The organism is Herbaspirillum sp. 1173, assembly GCF_031455335.1.
GTDB lineage: Bacteria > Pseudomonadota > Gammaproteobacteria > Burkholderiales > Burkholderiaceae_D > Herbaspirillum > Herbaspirillum huttiense.
Genome location: NZ_JAVDSP010000018.1, coordinates 1 through 14,211, shown reverse-complemented (window position 1 = coordinate 14,211; position 14,211 = coordinate 1). Strand labels below are relative to the sequence as shown.

The following is a 14,211-nucleotide window of genomic DNA, read 5'->3' as shown; positions in this document are numbered from 1 at the left end:
ATTGCAGCGGTCAGGGTGGTCTTGCCGTGGTCAACGTGACCGATGGTGCCGACGTTCACGTGCGGCTTGGTCCGTTCAAACTTGCCTTTTGCCATCTTAGACTCCTAAATTTGATGAGAATGTCCAGGCAACACGCCCGACTGATTACTGACTTGTCAGCGATACGACGAGAAACTGGTGCCCTTGACGTGGATTGAACACGTGGCCTCTCCCTTACCAAGGGAGTGCTCTACCACTGAGCTACAAGGGCATTTTTCCGACTGCACAACAACCAAACATGCAACCGGACCAAAACTTGGAGCGGGTGAAGGGAATCGAACCCTCGTCTTAAGCTTGGAAGGCTTCAGCTCTACCATTGAGCTACACCCGCGAGGAAACAACCTTCACTTCACAACCGCCGCGTCTTTCGATCGCGTATGTACTGCAGACTGCTTTGACTCCCGGCCTATTGGTGGAGAGGGCTGGATTCGAACCAGCGTACTCGTAAGAGGGCAGATTTACAGTCTGCTGCCATTAACCACTCGGCCACCTCTCCGTGCAGGGAACTCAAAACTATAGAGGAACATCTCTGGACTGTCAACTAAATTTTCGCTTCGGGGCAAAATATTTTATCAACTGCCGGATATTGCTCAGAGGAACGACCCGCGACGTTTTTTCGAATCTTCAGGCTTTTTGTGTCTGCGACTCAACCGGCTTTTCATTCCAGGGCGCAATTCTAGGCAACATCAGCATTCCAGGCAAGGCCAGAACGAAACAAATTAGAAAAAAATTTAACCAGCCGGTGTCGGCGACGATGTAACCCACCGAAGAATTCACAAAAGTTCGAGGCACGGCCATCAAACTGGTGAACAAAGCAAACTGCGTGGCGGTGTAGCGCGGATCGGTCTCACGCATGATGTAGGCGACGAAGGCCGTGGTCCCCAGGCCCACACCAAAGGCTTCCAGCCCGATCACCACCGCCAGCACCGGCAGGCTGGCACCGACGTGGGCCAGCCAGGCAAACCCGAGGATGGGTACCGCCTGCAGTACCCCGAACACCCACAGCCCGCGATTGATGCCCAGCCGTACCATCCAGATGCCGCCGATGATGCCGCCGGCCACGCTGGCCCACAGGCTGGTCGTCTTGGAGACCACGCCGATCTCCGTCATCGAGAAGCCGAGGTCGATGTAGAACTTGGTGGCCAGCGCCGTGGCCATGCTGTCGCCCAGCTTGTAGAGGAAGATGAAGCCCAGCACCCACAGCGCATTGCCCCAGCCGCCCCGGGCGATGAATTCGCGGAAAGGCAGCACCACGGCTTCAGTCAGGCTCTTGGGTGGCGTCCCGTAGACCTTCGGTTCCTTCACCACCAGCGAGCACAGCAGCCCCGGCAGCATGAAGGCGGCGGTGATCCAGAACACGGTCGGCCACGGCATCTGGTCGGCCAGCACCAGCGACAGCGCGCCCGGCACCATGCCGGAGAGCTTGTAGGCATTGACGTGGATGGCGCTGCCCAGGCCCAGCTCGGCTTCGGGCAGGATCTCGCGCCGATAGGCATCGATGGCAATGTCCTGGCTGGCCGAGAGGAAGGCCACCACCGAGGCCATGAAGGCAATCGTGCTCACGTCAGTGAGCGGATCGAGCATGCCCATGCCGCCGATGGCCAGGAACAGCAGCAGCTGGGTGAACACCATCCAGCCGCGCCGGCGACCGATGCGGCCGAAGTGGAAGCGGTCCATCAGCGGCGACCAGACGAACTTCCAGGTGTAGGGGAACATCACCAGCGCAAACAGCCCGAGCGTCTTGACGTTCAAGCCGGACTTGGCCAGCCAGGCCTGCAACAGGCTCAACAGGATGAACAGCGGAAGGCCGGAAGTGAATCCGAGGAAGACGCAGATCAGCATGCGCCGGTTCAGGTATTGCTGCCAGGAAGCGGCGGGTGCGGTCATGGGCGGATCAGCTCGAAAAACGCGAAACATGAAACAAAAAACGCCGGTCGCCAGCGATAGGCACTGCCGGACCGGCGTCTGCGGGGCATGGTGAAGCTTTTTGCAAAATCCTGGTGATCGGATTTCCGCTTACTTCTTGCGCAGCCGGAAGACCGCCAGGCTGCCGCGCCAGTTCGGGAAGTAGCGCACCGGCTTGCCATCCTTCAAGGCCACACATTCCAGCACTTCCAGGCCCAGCTCGTTGGCCAGCGCCTCAAAGTCCCTGATCGTGGCGCAGCGCAGGTTCGGCGTATCGTACCACTGGTAGGGCAGGCTCCTGGACACTGGCATGCGTCCGCGCAGCAGCGCCACGCGGTGCGGCCAGTAGGCGAAGTTGGGGAAGGACACCGTCACCTCGCGTCCGACCCGGGCGATCTCGCGCAAGGTCCCCTCCACATCCTTGACCATCTGCAGCGCCGACAGGCACAGCACGGTATCGAAGGCATTGTCCTCGAACATGGCCAGGCCGCCGTTCAGGTCCTGCTGGATCACCGAGACATTGCGCGCCACGCACTTGGGGATCTGCTCATCGTCGATCTCCACGCCATAGCCCGAGCAGCCCTTGTCGGATTGCAGATAGTCCAGCATCACGCCATCGCCGCAGCCCAGATCCAGCACCTGCGACTTCTCGCGCACCCAGTGGGCGATGAAGGCCAGGTCGGGGCGCAGCGCGCTCAATTGTTCGAAAGTCATGCGCGGCCCTCCTGCTGCAGTTCAGTCCAGATGCTTCCGTAGTACTCGCGCACCACCTTCATGTAGCGCGCATCGTCCAGCAGGAAAGCGTCATGCCCGTGCGGGGCGTCGATTTCGGCATAGCTCACGCGGCGCTTGTTGGCCACCAGCGCCTGCACCATCTCGCGGCTGCGTTCGGGCGAGAAGCGCCAGTCGGTCGTGAAGGACACCAGCAGGAACTTGGCCTTCGTGCGGGCGAAAGCGCGCGCCAGGTCGCCGCCGAATTCGCGCGCAGGATCGAAGTAGTCCAGCGCCTTGGTGATCAGCAGATAGGTGTTGGCGTCGAAGTAGGTCGAGAACTTGTCGCCCTGGTAGCGCAGATAGGATTCGATCTCGAAATCCACCCCGTAGCCGAACTGGTACTCGCCCGAACGCAGGTCACGGCCGAATTTCTCGGCCATGTCGTCGTCCGACAGATAGGTGATGTGGCCCACCATGCGCGCCACCCGCAGGCCGTTCTTGGGCACCACGCCATGCGCATAGAAATCGCCGCCGTGGTACTGCGGATCGGTCAGGATGGCCTGGCGCGCGACGTCATTGAAGGCGATGTTCTGCGCCGACAGCTTGGGCGTGGAGGCGATCACCAGACAATGGCGCAGGCGGTCCGGATACATCATGCTCCAGGCCAGCGCCTGCATGCCGCCCAGCGAGCCACCCATGACGGCGGCGAAACAGGTGATGCCGAGGCGGTCGGCCAGGCGCGCCTGGGCGTTGACCCAGTCTTCCACCGTCACCACCGGGAAGTCTGCACCATAGGGCTGGCCGGTAGCCGGGTTCGGGTGCATCGGCCCGGTCGAGCCGAAACAGGACCCCAGGTTGTTCACGCCAATGACGAAGAAGCGGTCGGTATCCAGCGATTTGCCGGGACCGACCATGTTGTCCCACCAGCCCACGTTGTCCGGGGCGTCGGCGTAGACGCCAGCCACGTGATGTGAAGCATTGAGCGCATGGCAGACCAGCACGGCATTGGATTTGTCGGCATTCAAGGTGCCGTAGGTTTCATAGGTCAGCGAGTAGTCCGCCAGCGCGGCACCGCTTTGCAGCGGCAGCGGCTCGGCGAAATGCATGACCTGGGGCGATACGATTCCGATCGACATGATTGTTCTGCGTAAGTGACTCGGCGCCAGCCGGCTCCGGGGAGCGGCATTGGCGGTCGCTTCGCCGGGCGGGTGGCCAGTCTCGTGCGCGGGCAACAAAAAAGCCCGGAAGCAGTGCTTGCGGGCTCACTCATCGATGGGGCGGGGCAGTCTTGGGAGGAACAGCTGATCCAAGCTCGCTTTAGCCGCATTTAGATGGGATCAGGATCCCGGCGCCCGCAAGCTGAAGTTGGTCAAACCGTTCAAATCGGCGCAGTGGCGTAAGAATACCCAAGTCGGGCAGGCCCGTCAAACGGCCCTGCCCGGCTCCCTTGCGGTTAACGGCGGCGCGCCGCCACCTTGGCTTCAGCCACGGCCGGCTCGGCGTGCAAGGCTTGCAACTGCGCCATGGCCGCACTGATGGCGGCGGGCTCGGTGGCACGCAGGACCTTCTTGACCTGCGGTTCCAGCAGGCGCAAGTCGCTGTTGAGGATCTCGTTCTTCACCGACAAAATCTGCGAAGGATGCATGGAGAACTCCAGCAGCCCCATGCCCAGCAGCAGGCGTGTCCATTTCAGGTCACCGGCCATTTCGCCGCACACCGAGACCGGAATGCCCGCCTTGCGGCCTTGGGCAATCACGGTCGAGAGCAGGAACAGCACCGCCGGATGCAGGGGATCGTAGAGATGCGCCACCTCATGGTCCACGCGGTCAATGGCCAGGGTGTACTGGATCAGGTCGTTGGTGCCGATGGAGAGGAAGTCCAGCCGCTTGATGAACAAGGGCAGCGCCAGGGCAGCCGCCGGGATCTCGATCATGGCACCGACCGGGATCTCTTCATCGAACTTCTGCTTGCGGTCGCGCAGCTGCTGCTTGGCCTGTTCGATCATGGCCAGGGTCTGGTCGATCTCGAAGGCATGCGCCATCATCGGCACCAGCAGCTTGATCGGACCATAGGCCGACGCCCGCAGGATGGCCCGCAGCTGCGTCAGGAACATCTGCGGCTCGGACAGGCAGTAGCGGATGGCGCGCAAACCCAGCGCCGGGTTCAGGGCGGTTTCTTCATCCTCGTCCAGCGGCTTGTCGGCGCCCACGTCCAGGGTACGGATGGTGACCACCCTGCCCTTCATGGCGATGACGGCCTGCTTGTAGGATTCGAACTGCTCATCCTCGCTGGGGAATTTCTCCAGATGCCCGGCCCTTCCCATGAACAGGAATTCCGAACGGAACAGCCCGATGCCCATCGCGCCCGCCTCGAAGGCGTTGGCGGCATCGTTGGGCAGCTCGATGTTGGCCAGGAGCGTGATCGGCTCGCCATCCTGGGTGATGGACGGGGTCTTCTTGAGACGTGAAAGTTTCTTCCGCTCGCGCAGCAGCCGCTCCTGCCGTGCGCGGTACTGCGCCAGTACCAGCGGGGATGGATCGACGATGACCACGCCGGCGTCGCCATCGATGATGAGCACATCGTCATGCTTCACCAGCACCGACGCATTGTGCATGCCGACCGCTGCCGGAATGGCCAGGCTGCGCGCCACGATGGCGGTGTGCGAGTTGGGACCGCCCAGGTCGGTGACGAAGCCGGCGAAGGCGCTCTCGCGGAACTGCAGCATGTCGGCCGGCGAGATGTCGTGGGCCACCACGATGATGTTGGCGGCGGCCTCGCCGGTGGGCGGCAGGTGGGTGGCGCTGCCGGTCAGGATCTTGAGGATGCGCTCGCCGACCTGCTGGATGTCGGCCTTGCGCTCGCGCAGGTAAGGGTCTTCGATCTCGTCGAACTGGGCCGACAATTCCTCGATCTGGGTCACCAGCGCCCATTCGGCGTTGTAGTAGCGGTGCCGGATGATGTCCTGCGGCACCTCGGCCAGCATCGGATCCGACAAAATGAGCGAATGCACATCAATGAACGCGCCCAGCTCGGGCGGCGCATCCTTGGGCAATTCCGAGCGGATGATATGAAGTTCCTGGTGCACCGCCTTGACCGCGCTCTTCAAGCGCCCGATCTCGGCCTCGACCTGGTCGGGCGCGATCAGGTAGTGTTTGACGTCCAGTGCGGCCGGCGCCATCAAGTGCGCGCGTCCGATGGCGATGCCTTGCGACACCGCGATTCCATGTAAGCTGAATGAAGCCATCGCGTATCTCCTGCCTGTTTTCTTATAGTCCGCCGTGTTGCCTGCGCGCGGTAGCTGGAGCAAGTTACCGAACAATGTACGGTTTGGCAATCAGGACCGGGCGCGACACACTGAAGACAGATGGACAGGCAGCGTATATGAACATTGTTTCAGCCCGCACAGGAAGTGCGCGGGCCTTGACATATCGCAAGAAGCATTCCAGCCGCGCCGCGGTGCTGCGGCGCAATACCGCGAGCGCGGTGAAGGGGCTTACTGGCCTTCGCCGAACTTGTCGGCGATCAGCGCTTCCAGGGCGGTGAAGCATTCCTGCTCATCGGCGCCGTTGGTTTCCAGGGTGATGATGCTGCCCTTGCCAGCGGCCAGCATCATCACGCCCATGATGGACTTGGCATTGACGCGGCGCTTGTTGAAGGTCAGCCAGACTTCGCTCTTGAACTTGCCGGCCAGTTGGGTCAGCTTGGCCGAGGCGCGTGCATGCAGGCCCAGCTTGTTGACGATTTCGAGTTCTTTTTGAATCATGTTCTGCTTTCGTTTTTATCGTATTGGCGCGGTTCGATGCCGCCGGGCAAGCAAGGTTCAGGCCGAGGCCGCCACCCGGATGCGGTTGTCGATCCGCACCGCACCATTCTGGCCCCCTGCCAGCGCCATTTCCACCACCACATCCAGCGTATCGTTACGGTAGGTCAGCGCCCGCAGCAGCATGGGCAGGCTGATGCCGGCGATCACCTGGACGTTGCCCAAGCCGCACAGGAAGCCCGTACAGTTGGAGGGCGTGCCGCCCATCACATCGGTGATGACCAGTACGCCGCTGCCATCATCGAGGCGTCCGACCGCCTCGATGGCCAGTTTTTGCACTTCCGCCGGGTTCTGGTCGGCGATCACGTCGATCGCCTCCATCCGTTCGGGGCGGCCGCGGAAAACGTGCGTGGCGGCGGCCAGGAAAGCTTGCCCCAGCGGGGCGTGCGTCAAGAGAAGAATACCAACCATGGAATTGTTGCCATCTGTTGCGACGCGCTTTTCCCCGAGCAGCCCGTCATGCTCTGTCGATCCCATTATCCGACCGACCCTGTAACCTCTGCTGCCCCTGCGGCTGCCTCCAGCGCGTCCACGAACATCGCCGCCACATCAAAGCCGGTCTGCTGGGTAATTTCCTGGAAGCAGGTCGGGCTGGTGACGTTGATTTCGGTGAGATAGTCGCCGATAGCGTCCAATCCTACCAGTAACAGGCCACGTTGATACAAGATCGGCCCCAAAGCCTCGCCGATCTCGATGTCGCGAGCCGATGCCGGCTGCGCTTTGCCCAGACCGCCTGCGGCCAGGTTGCCGCGCACCTCGTTGCCCTGCGGAATGCGTGCCAGCACATTGGGCACCACCTTGCCGCCGATCAGGAGAATGCGCTTGTCGCCTGCGCTGATCTGGGGAATGAAACGCTGCGCCATGATCGTGCGTTGACCGTTGTCGGTCAGGGTTTCGATGATGGAGCCCAGATTCATGCCATCGGCCTTGACGCGGAAGATGCCCATGCCGCCCATGCCGTCGAGCGGCTTCAGGATCACGTCCTGGTGCTCGTCGTGGAAGGCGCGCAGGCGCTTGGCGTCGCGCGTGACCAGGGTCGGCGCGGTGTACTGCGGGAACTGGGCAATGGCCAGTTTCTCGTTGTGGCTGCGAATGGCAGCCGGCTTGTTGAATACGCGCGCCCCCTGCTTCTCGGCCAGCTCCAGCAGGTACGTCGTGTAGATGTACTCCATGTCGAAGGGCGGATCCTTGCGCACGATCACCGCATCGAATTCGGAGAGGAAGGACGACGCCGGCTTGTCGGCGCGGTACCAGTCATCGGCCTCGCCGGTCAGCGTGATCTTGAAGGCATTGGCAGTCACCAGACCGTTTTCCAGCACCAGGTCGCCCTGTTCGAAGGCGTAGATGCTGTGCCCGCGGCGTGCGGCCTCGCGCATCATGGCGAAGGTGGAATCCTTGTACGTCTTGAACGTATCCAGAGGATCGGCGAGGAAAGCGATTTTCATGAGGCTGGGGTCCTGTTGAGCCTGGCAAAGGCGCGATATTAATAAACTTCCGGGTTGGGGTCGGTCTTTTCCATCTCCACCGAGGCGGCCAGCAGCGCCAGTCGCGCCACCACGCCATACATGTAGAAACGGTTGGGCGCCGCCGTGCCCGGCTTGGCATGCATGTCAGGCAGGGCATGCTGCTGGGCGAAGGCCAGCGGCACGAAATGCGCGCCGGGGGCGTTCAGGTTTTCGTTCACGCCACGTTCGGCGTGCACGCGGTAGAAACCGCCCACCACATAGCGGTCGATCATGTAGACCACCGGCTCGGCCACGGCCTGGTTGATGCGTTCGAAGGAGTGCACGCCTTCCTGCACGATCACTTCCGAGACTTCCAGGCCTTCCTTGCCGGCCAGCATGCCGGTGCGCTGCTTGCGGTTGAGGTCCTTGATCTCGCTGGCATCCTTGACCGCCATGATGCCCATGCCATAGGTGCCGGCATTGGCCTTGATGAAGACGAAGGGCTGTTCCTTGATGCCGTATTCCTTGTACTTCTTGCGGATTTTCGACAGCAGCGAGGACACGCTGTCGGCCAGCGCGTCGGTGCCGGTGTTCTCCTGGAAATCGATGTCGCTGACCTTGGCGAAGAGCGGGTTGAGCATCCAGGGGTCGACCTCGACCATTTTGGAAAACTTCTTCACCACTTCATCGTAGGCGGCAAAGTGGTTGCTCTTGCGGCGCAGCGCCCAGCCCGCGTGCAGCGGCGGCAGGACGCTTTGTTCATGCAGCCCTTCCAGCACCGAGGGAATGCCGCTGGAGAGGTCATTGTTGAGCAGCACCGTACAGGGGTCGAAGTTCTTCAGGCCCAGGCGGCGGCCGTTGGCCGAGCGCTCCAGCGGTTCCAGCGTAATGTGGGTGCCGTCGGGCAGTTCGATCTGCTGCGGCTTCGTTGCGCCTTGGGCCAGCGTACCCAGGCGCACGTTCAGCCCGGTCTGGCGGAAGATCTGCATCAGGCGGCCGATGTTCTGCAGGTAGAAGGTATTGCCGGGCTGGGTTTCGGGGATCAGCAGCAGGTTGCGTGCATCCGGGCAGTATTTCTCGATGGCCGCCATGGCCGCTTGCACCGCCAGCGGCAGCATTTCCGGCGAGAGGTTGTTGAAGCCGCCCGGGAACAGGTTGGTATCGACCGGTGCCAGCTTGAAACCGGCATTGCGCAGGTCCACCGAGCAATAGAAGGGCGGCGTGTGCTCCTGCCACTCCATGCGGAACCAGCGTTCGATGGCCGGCGTGGCACCCAGGATTTTCTTCTCCAGCTCCAGCAGGGGACCATTCAGAGCGGTGACGAGATGCGGGACCATAAAAGACCTTAACAATATGTAAATGCCGGCAGCGAGCTTCGATTTTAGCGGATTCCTGAAACCGTGTTGCGACGCAGTAGACGCCGCTGTTGCCATTTCAGCAAAGCCGGGATCCGGCCACGATCGCTGCAAAGGCGTGGCCGGGAGTGTTCACATGGCGATGATGGCGGCATTTTAAAGAGTCCGACTCAAATACTCGGGAATTATCCCCCTGCGACGCGGCAATGCATCAGGAAACCGCTTTACCTGAAGGAAATGGCAAAAAAACGACAGCTTGACTCCCTGGCAAGCTTGCATCCTCTTCATGTCGTGAAGCCTGCAAATGAAAAAAGGCACCCGAAGGTGCCTTGTAAAGAGGCCGTTTCCAGCCCCGAAGGAATACTGCAGACTCAGTACGACAGATGCTTAGTGGTAGGCCGATTCGCCGTGGCTGGAGATGTCCAGGCCTTCGCGTTCTTCTTCCTCGGTCACACGCAGGCCGATGACGACGTCGACGATCTTGTAGGCGATGAAGGAAACCACACCCGACAGGATCACGGTGGTCAGCACGCCCTGGAACTGGATCCAGACCTGGCCGCCGATGGAGTAATCCGGAGCAACGGCGTTGGCCACGTAGTCGTAGATGCCGGTGCCGCCCAGGCTGGGCGCTGCGAACACGCCGGTCAGGATGGCACCCAGGATGCCGCCCACGCCGTGCACGCCGAAGACGTCCAGTGCATCGTCCGAACCCAGGATCTTCTTCAGGCCGCTCACGCCCCACAGGCACAGCAGGCCGGCCAGCAGACCCATGACCACGGCACCGATGACGCCCACGAAGCCGGCCGCCGGGGTGATCGCCACCAGACCGGCGACGGCACCCGAAGCAGCACCCAGCATGGAGGGCTTGCCCTTGCCGATCCATTCGCCGAAGCTCCAGGACAGGACCGCGGCAGCAGTGGCCAGGATGGTGTTGACGAAGGCCAGGGCAGCAGTGCCGTTGGCTTCCAGACCGGAGCCGGCGTTGAAGCCGAACCAGCCGAACCACAGCAGCGAGGCACCGACCATGGTCAGGGTCAGGCTATGCGGCTTGAAGGCTTCCTTGCCGAAACCGATACGCTTGCCGATCACGTAGGAACCCACCAGGCCGGCGATGGCGGCATTGATGTGCACCACGGTGCCACCAGCGTAATCCAGCGCGCCCTTCTGGAACAGCCAGCCCGAGATGGCGGTCGCCTTTTCGGCGGCGGCGGTATCGGTGAAGGCGTCCGGACCCGGCCAGAACCAGACCATGTGGGCCATCGGCAGGTAGGAGAAGGTGAACCACAGGATCGAGAACAGGATCACGGCGGAGAACTTCACGCGCTCGGCGAAGGCACCGATGATCAGCGCCACGGTGATGGCGGCAAAGGCACCCTGGAAGGCGACAAAGACCAGTTCCGGAATGACCACGCCCTTGCTGAAGGTAGCGGTGTTGGAGTCACCGGTCAGGCCGTGCAGGAACAGGCGATCAAAGCCGCCGAAGAAGGCGCTGCCCTCGGTGAACGCGATGCTGTAGCCGTAGACGAACCACAGGATGTAGATCAACGAGAAGATCATGAAGCACTGCATCAGCACCGACAGCATGTTCTTGCTGCGCACCAGGCCGCCGTAGAACAGGCCCAGGCCCGGCAGGGTCATCAGGATGACGAAAGCGGTACACACCAGCATCCAGGCAGTGTCGCCCTTGTTGGGGACCGGACCCGGAGCAGCAGCGGCCGCGGCCGGCGCTGCAGGGGCAGCGGCAGCCGGGGCAGCTGCTTCAGCCTTGGGCGCAGCCGGAGCGGCAGCGGCCGGGGCAGCGGCGGTGGCCGCTGCAGCTTCAGGCTTGGGCGCGTCCTGCGCCTGGGCCGGAGCGGTAAAACCTACCGCCAACAACAGCGCGCCAATGGCGAGCGCGCCGGAAAACATTTTCTTCATGCTCATTAGAATTCCCCTTTTTTACAGAGCGTCTTTACCGGTCTCGCCGGTACGGATACGGATCACGTCCAGCAAGTCCTGGACGAAGATCTTGCCGTCGCCGATCTTGCCGGTGCGGGCGGCGGTCTCGATGGCTTCCAGGGCGCGTTCGACGATGGCGTCGTCCACGGCGGCCTCGATCTTGGTCTTGGGCAGGAAATCCACCACATACTCGGCACCGCGATACAGCTCGGTATGGCCTTTCTGACGACCGAAGCCCTTGACTTCAGTCACGGTGATGCCTTGCACACCGATGGCCGAGAGGGCTTCACGCACCTCATCCAGCTTGAACGGTTTGATGATCGCAGTGATCAGTTTCATACGAACCTCTTGTTAGAAAGTTTTGCTGATGGAGAAGACGAAGCCGTTCTTGCCGACGTTCTTGGCGCCATCCGATGCCGGGGTGGTGGTCACGCCGTCCTTCAGGTCGGTACCGACGTAGGCCAGGCCCAGGGTGATGCCGGCTGCCTCGTCGAAGGTCTTGGACAGGCCGATCTTCCAGTCGGTGTAGCTGAAGTCGTTGGGGTTGCCGCGCACGCTCTGGTGACCGACGTGCAGACCCAGCATCACGCCGTAGTAGGTCTCGATGTTGGCACCCAGGTCGAAGTACTGGCTGTACTTGCTGTTGACGGCGCCGAACAGGTTGGTCAGCGATTGCGAATACTTGAAGTAAGCCGGACCGTAGCCGACCTGGCCATACAGTTCGAAGGTGTTGGCGTTCTTGGCACCGCTGTTGGCCAGGGTGTTGCCCGGGTAGTAGTAGTACAGGCCGCCGACGTCATAGGTGAAGCCGCCGCCGATGTCGCCGCGCTTGCCGCCGTAGATGTCCCACTCGACGTCACCCTTGGTGTCGGTACCGGTCAGGGTGCCCGCGTCCTTGATCCACTTGATGTTGGTCAGCCAGGTCCCGGCGTAGAGGCCGGTCGGGTTGTGCGTGTAGTCAGCGCCAACCTGCAGGGCCGGATCAAAGCGGGTCTGGGTCAGGCCACGATAGCGGTAGTCGCTCACCACGGCAGCGTTGAAGCTCAGTTCATTGTCCGGCTTGGCGTCTTCTGCGCGGGCCACGGTAGAAACGAAGGATGCGGCGATGGCTGTTGCAAGAATCAGTTTCTTCATGACTTTCCCTCTGGTTTATGTTTTAACAATAAAGTCGGTTTTTTTGTCTTTGCCCAGACTCATTAGCAGGAGCCGTGCCATGTCCGTTCGGCAAGGCAGACTTGTCTTTTTGCGTGAAACCAGAGATTTGCAACGATTTTTTTCGAGATCAGCTTCAAAATAGTGCATGCGCCACCCAAATGCACGCTGCTGGTGCGATATTGATGGTTTTTTATTAATCCTGCATCAAACGCGGCGAACACATTTTGGTGCGCGGGTGGCGGGCGAAGCAAAGATCACCAAGTCGGAGCATTTCCTGCAGGAAAATTCACTGCATTTCAGCGCGTTTTCTGCCCGTTTTGAAGCGCTAGCCGGCACCTGTTGGCAAAAATGCGGTCTCAGCGGGACATCCCGGTAGGAGGATGGGCGGGAAACCGCTAAACTTGCAGTACAGCTATCTGCCAAGGAGATCCGACATGGACAAGCCCCCATTTTTTGAAGACCTGCAATCCAAGATCAACAAGGCGATCGAGAACTCTCCGGCCAAGGACATCGAGAAGAACGTCAAGGCCATGCTGAGTCAGGGTTTTGCCAAACTGGACCTGGTCACGCGCGAGGAATTCGACGTCCAGGCCCAGGTACTGGCCAAGACCCGTGCCCGCCTGGAGGCGCTGGAAGCGCGTGTTGCCGAGCTTGAGGCTCAGCAAAAACAGAATCCATGACCCTGGCCCGGACACTTTTCTCTTTCCCTCCCCCTTCCCTTCTTTCTGCTGACCAGCTGCCGGGTTCATCGCGATGAGCCTGGCAGTCTTGCGCAGCCGCGCCCTGGCCGGCATGAGCGCCCCGCCAGTGACGGTCGAGGTGCATCTGGCCAATGGCTTGCCGGCCTTCACCATCGTCGGACTCCCCGAGGCCGAGGTGAAGGAAGCCAAGGACCGCGTCCGGGCGGCGCTGCAAAACGCCCGGTTTGAATTCCCCGCCCGCCGCATTAAATGTAGTCAACCTCATTATTGAAAAAATGACGCAGATAAAAACGTCATCAAAAGCCAAGGCCCTCGATCCGTAGAATCGCCTCCAGATGGGGTGAATGATTGCCATAGAAGCAACGACGAAGCTCTACATATCCCCCGAAATAAATGCAATAATTCCTCTCAGCCGATAAGAAAAATTAGGGGAATTCTGTTCATGTCATTAATCGTGAGCTTGTTGCGCGCGAGCCATGGGGATTCAATTCTCATACGTGCTGGCGTCGACTCAACCAAGCAGTTTCGGATACTGATTGATGGGGGACCACCGGAATGCTTCCAAAGAAAACAGGGACCAAAAATTACTCCTGGCCCCTTGCAAGAACTTCTCGATTCACTTGCGGATTGCGAGACTCCCCTTGATCTAGTCGTGATGACCCATGTAGATGACGATCACATTGGTGGGCTATTAAAAGCCTCCCAGTTGGAGAAATATCAGAAGGTCTTGGGGACCAATGTTTGGTTCAACTCCGCGCGCCTAATCGCTAAAGACTTGGCGGAAAGCGTGCCTAAAGACGCCGACATTCAGATCAGCGTATCCAACGGACCGCAGACAAGCATCGCTCAAGGCATAGCATTTGACGACCAATTGTCTCGCATGGGAGTTTCAGGCCGAAGCTTGAAAATTGCAGGACAAAAAAATAATTTTGATTGGGGAGTCATAACAATTCTCTCGCCAAACGAAGAGCAGCTTCGCGCGCTTGCAAAAAAATGGGAGCGTGAAGAGGTAAGTTTGCTAACATCGGGCGCCACTACCGACTATGTGTTGATTTGCTCGCAGATTTGACCCTCTCCATTTGACCCACCTTCCATCGTCTACCAAAGGCGGCCACACGGTCGTACGACCCTTGATATCC

At 60.6% G+C, this 14,211-nt stretch carries 16 protein-coding genes and 3 tRNA genes; 4 read left to right on the top strand and 15 right to left on the bottom strand.

Annotated features, from left to right (window positions below; all coding sequences use genetic code 11):
• The 15 genes from J2X56_RS26970 to J2X56_RS26900 form a co-directional block, all read right to left on the bottom strand.
• A partial coding sequence (locus J2X56_RS26970) for a GTP-binding protein (protein WP_005434227.1) occupies positions 1 to 95 on the bottom strand: 95 nt, incomplete at its 3' end.
• A gap of 80 nt (positions 96 to 175) precedes the next feature.
• Positions 176 to 250, bottom strand: a tRNA-Thr gene (locus tag J2X56_RS26965).
• A 46-nt stretch (positions 251 to 296) separates the two neighbouring features.
• Positions 297 to 370 (bottom strand) — tRNA-Gly (locus J2X56_RS26960).
• 79 nt (positions 371 to 449) lie between these two features.
• Positions 450 to 535, bottom strand: a tRNA-Tyr gene (locus J2X56_RS26955).
• Positions 536 to 663: 128 nt separating this feature from the next.
• Positions 664 to 1,926, bottom strand: a complete 1,263-nt coding sequence (locus J2X56_RS26950) for an AmpG family muropeptide MFS transporter (protein WP_039790490.1) — start codon at positions 1,924 to 1,926, stop codon at positions 664 to 666.
• Positions 1,927 to 2,055: 129 nt separating this feature from the next.
• The gene (gene metW, locus J2X56_RS26945) at positions 2,056 to 2,658 is read right to left on the bottom strand and encodes a methionine biosynthesis protein MetW (protein WP_034337480.1); all 603 of its coding nucleotides are present in this window, start codon (positions 2,656 to 2,658) and stop codon (positions 2,056 to 2,058) included.
• Positions 2,655 to 3,794 (bottom strand): homoserine O-acetyltransferase, encoded by a 1,140-nt coding sequence (locus J2X56_RS26940; RefSeq protein WP_209569967.1) that lies wholly within the window; start codon positions 3,792 to 3,794, stop codon positions 2,655 to 2,657. Before J2X56_RS26940 ends, metW begins: the two co-directional genes overlap by 4 nt.
• A gap of 317 nt (positions 3,795 to 4,111) precedes the next feature.
• Positions 4,112 to 5,902 (bottom strand): phosphoenolpyruvate--protein phosphotransferase, encoded by a 1,791-nt coding sequence (gene ptsP, locus J2X56_RS26935; protein ID WP_121037216.1) that lies wholly within the window; start codon positions 5,900 to 5,902, stop codon positions 4,112 to 4,114.
• Positions 5,903 to 6,151: 249 nt separating this feature from the next.
• Positions 6,152 to 6,421, bottom strand: coding sequence for an HPr family phosphocarrier protein (locus J2X56_RS26930; RefSeq protein ID WP_121037219.1), 270 nt, complete (start codon positions 6,419 to 6,421; stop codon positions 6,152 to 6,154).
• 57 nt (positions 6,422 to 6,478) lie between these two features.
• A complete protein-coding gene (locus J2X56_RS26925; RefSeq protein ID WP_008334083.1) occupies positions 6,479 to 6,889 on the bottom strand; it encodes a PTS sugar transporter subunit IIA in 411 nt (136 codons plus the stop codon).
• Positions 6,890 to 6,954: 65 nt separating this feature from the next.
• Complete coding sequence (gene gshB / locus J2X56_RS26920) at positions 6,955 to 7,923, bottom strand: glutathione synthase (protein WP_039790493.1); 969 nt, start codon at positions 7,921 to 7,923, stop codon at positions 6,955 to 6,957.
• 38 nt (positions 7,924 to 7,961) lie between these two features.
• A complete protein-coding gene (gshA, locus tag J2X56_RS26915; protein WP_034335012.1) occupies positions 7,962 to 9,260 on the bottom strand; it encodes a glutamate--cysteine ligase in 1,299 nt (432 codons plus the stop codon).
• A gap of 405 nt (positions 9,261 to 9,665) precedes the next feature.
• Positions 9,666 to 11,201, bottom strand: a complete 1,536-nt coding sequence (locus tag J2X56_RS26910; protein WP_121037225.1) for an ammonium transporter — start codon at positions 11,199 to 11,201, stop codon at positions 9,666 to 9,668.
• 15 nt (positions 11,202 to 11,216) lie between these two features.
• The gene (locus tag J2X56_RS26905; protein ID WP_006713297.1) at positions 11,217 to 11,555 is read right to left on the bottom strand and encodes a P-II family nitrogen regulator; all 339 of its coding nucleotides are present in this window, start codon (positions 11,553 to 11,555) and stop codon (positions 11,217 to 11,219) included.
• A gap of 12 nt (positions 11,556 to 11,567) precedes the next feature.
• A complete protein-coding gene (locus tag J2X56_RS26900) occupies positions 11,568 to 12,350 on the bottom strand; it encodes a TorF family putative porin (protein WP_034334997.1) in 783 nt (260 codons plus the stop codon).
• Between the two features lie 166 nt (positions 12,351 to 12,516).
• Here J2X56_RS26900 and J2X56_RS26895 point away from each other — a divergent pair, with 166 nt between their 5' ends.
• The 4 genes from J2X56_RS26895 (at position 12,517) to J2X56_RS26880 (ending at position 14,141) form a co-directional block, all read left to right on the top strand.
• The gene (locus tag J2X56_RS26895) at positions 12,517 to 12,747 is read left to right on the top strand and encodes a hypothetical protein (RefSeq protein WP_147432024.1); all 231 of its coding nucleotides are present in this window, start codon (positions 12,517 to 12,519) and stop codon (positions 12,745 to 12,747) included.
• A gap of 58 nt (positions 12,748 to 12,805) precedes the next feature.
• Positions 12,806 to 13,051: an accessory factor UbiK family protein gene (locus tag J2X56_RS26890; RefSeq protein ID WP_121037228.1), complete on the top strand. Its 246-nt coding sequence runs from the start codon at positions 12,806 to 12,808 to the stop codon at positions 13,049 to 13,051.
• 73 nt (positions 13,052 to 13,124) lie between these two features.
• Positions 13,125 to 13,343, top strand: a complete 219-nt coding sequence (locus tag J2X56_RS26885; RefSeq protein WP_310164246.1) for a magnesium chelatase domain-containing protein — start codon at positions 13,125 to 13,127, stop codon at positions 13,341 to 13,343.
• A gap of 171 nt (positions 13,344 to 13,514) precedes the next feature.
• The gene (locus J2X56_RS26880) at positions 13,515 to 14,141 is read left to right on the top strand and encodes an MBL fold metallo-hydrolase (RefSeq protein ID WP_310164244.1); all 627 of its coding nucleotides are present in this window, start codon (positions 13,515 to 13,517) and stop codon (positions 14,139 to 14,141) included.
• Positions 14,142 to 14,211: the final 70 nt, after the last annotated feature.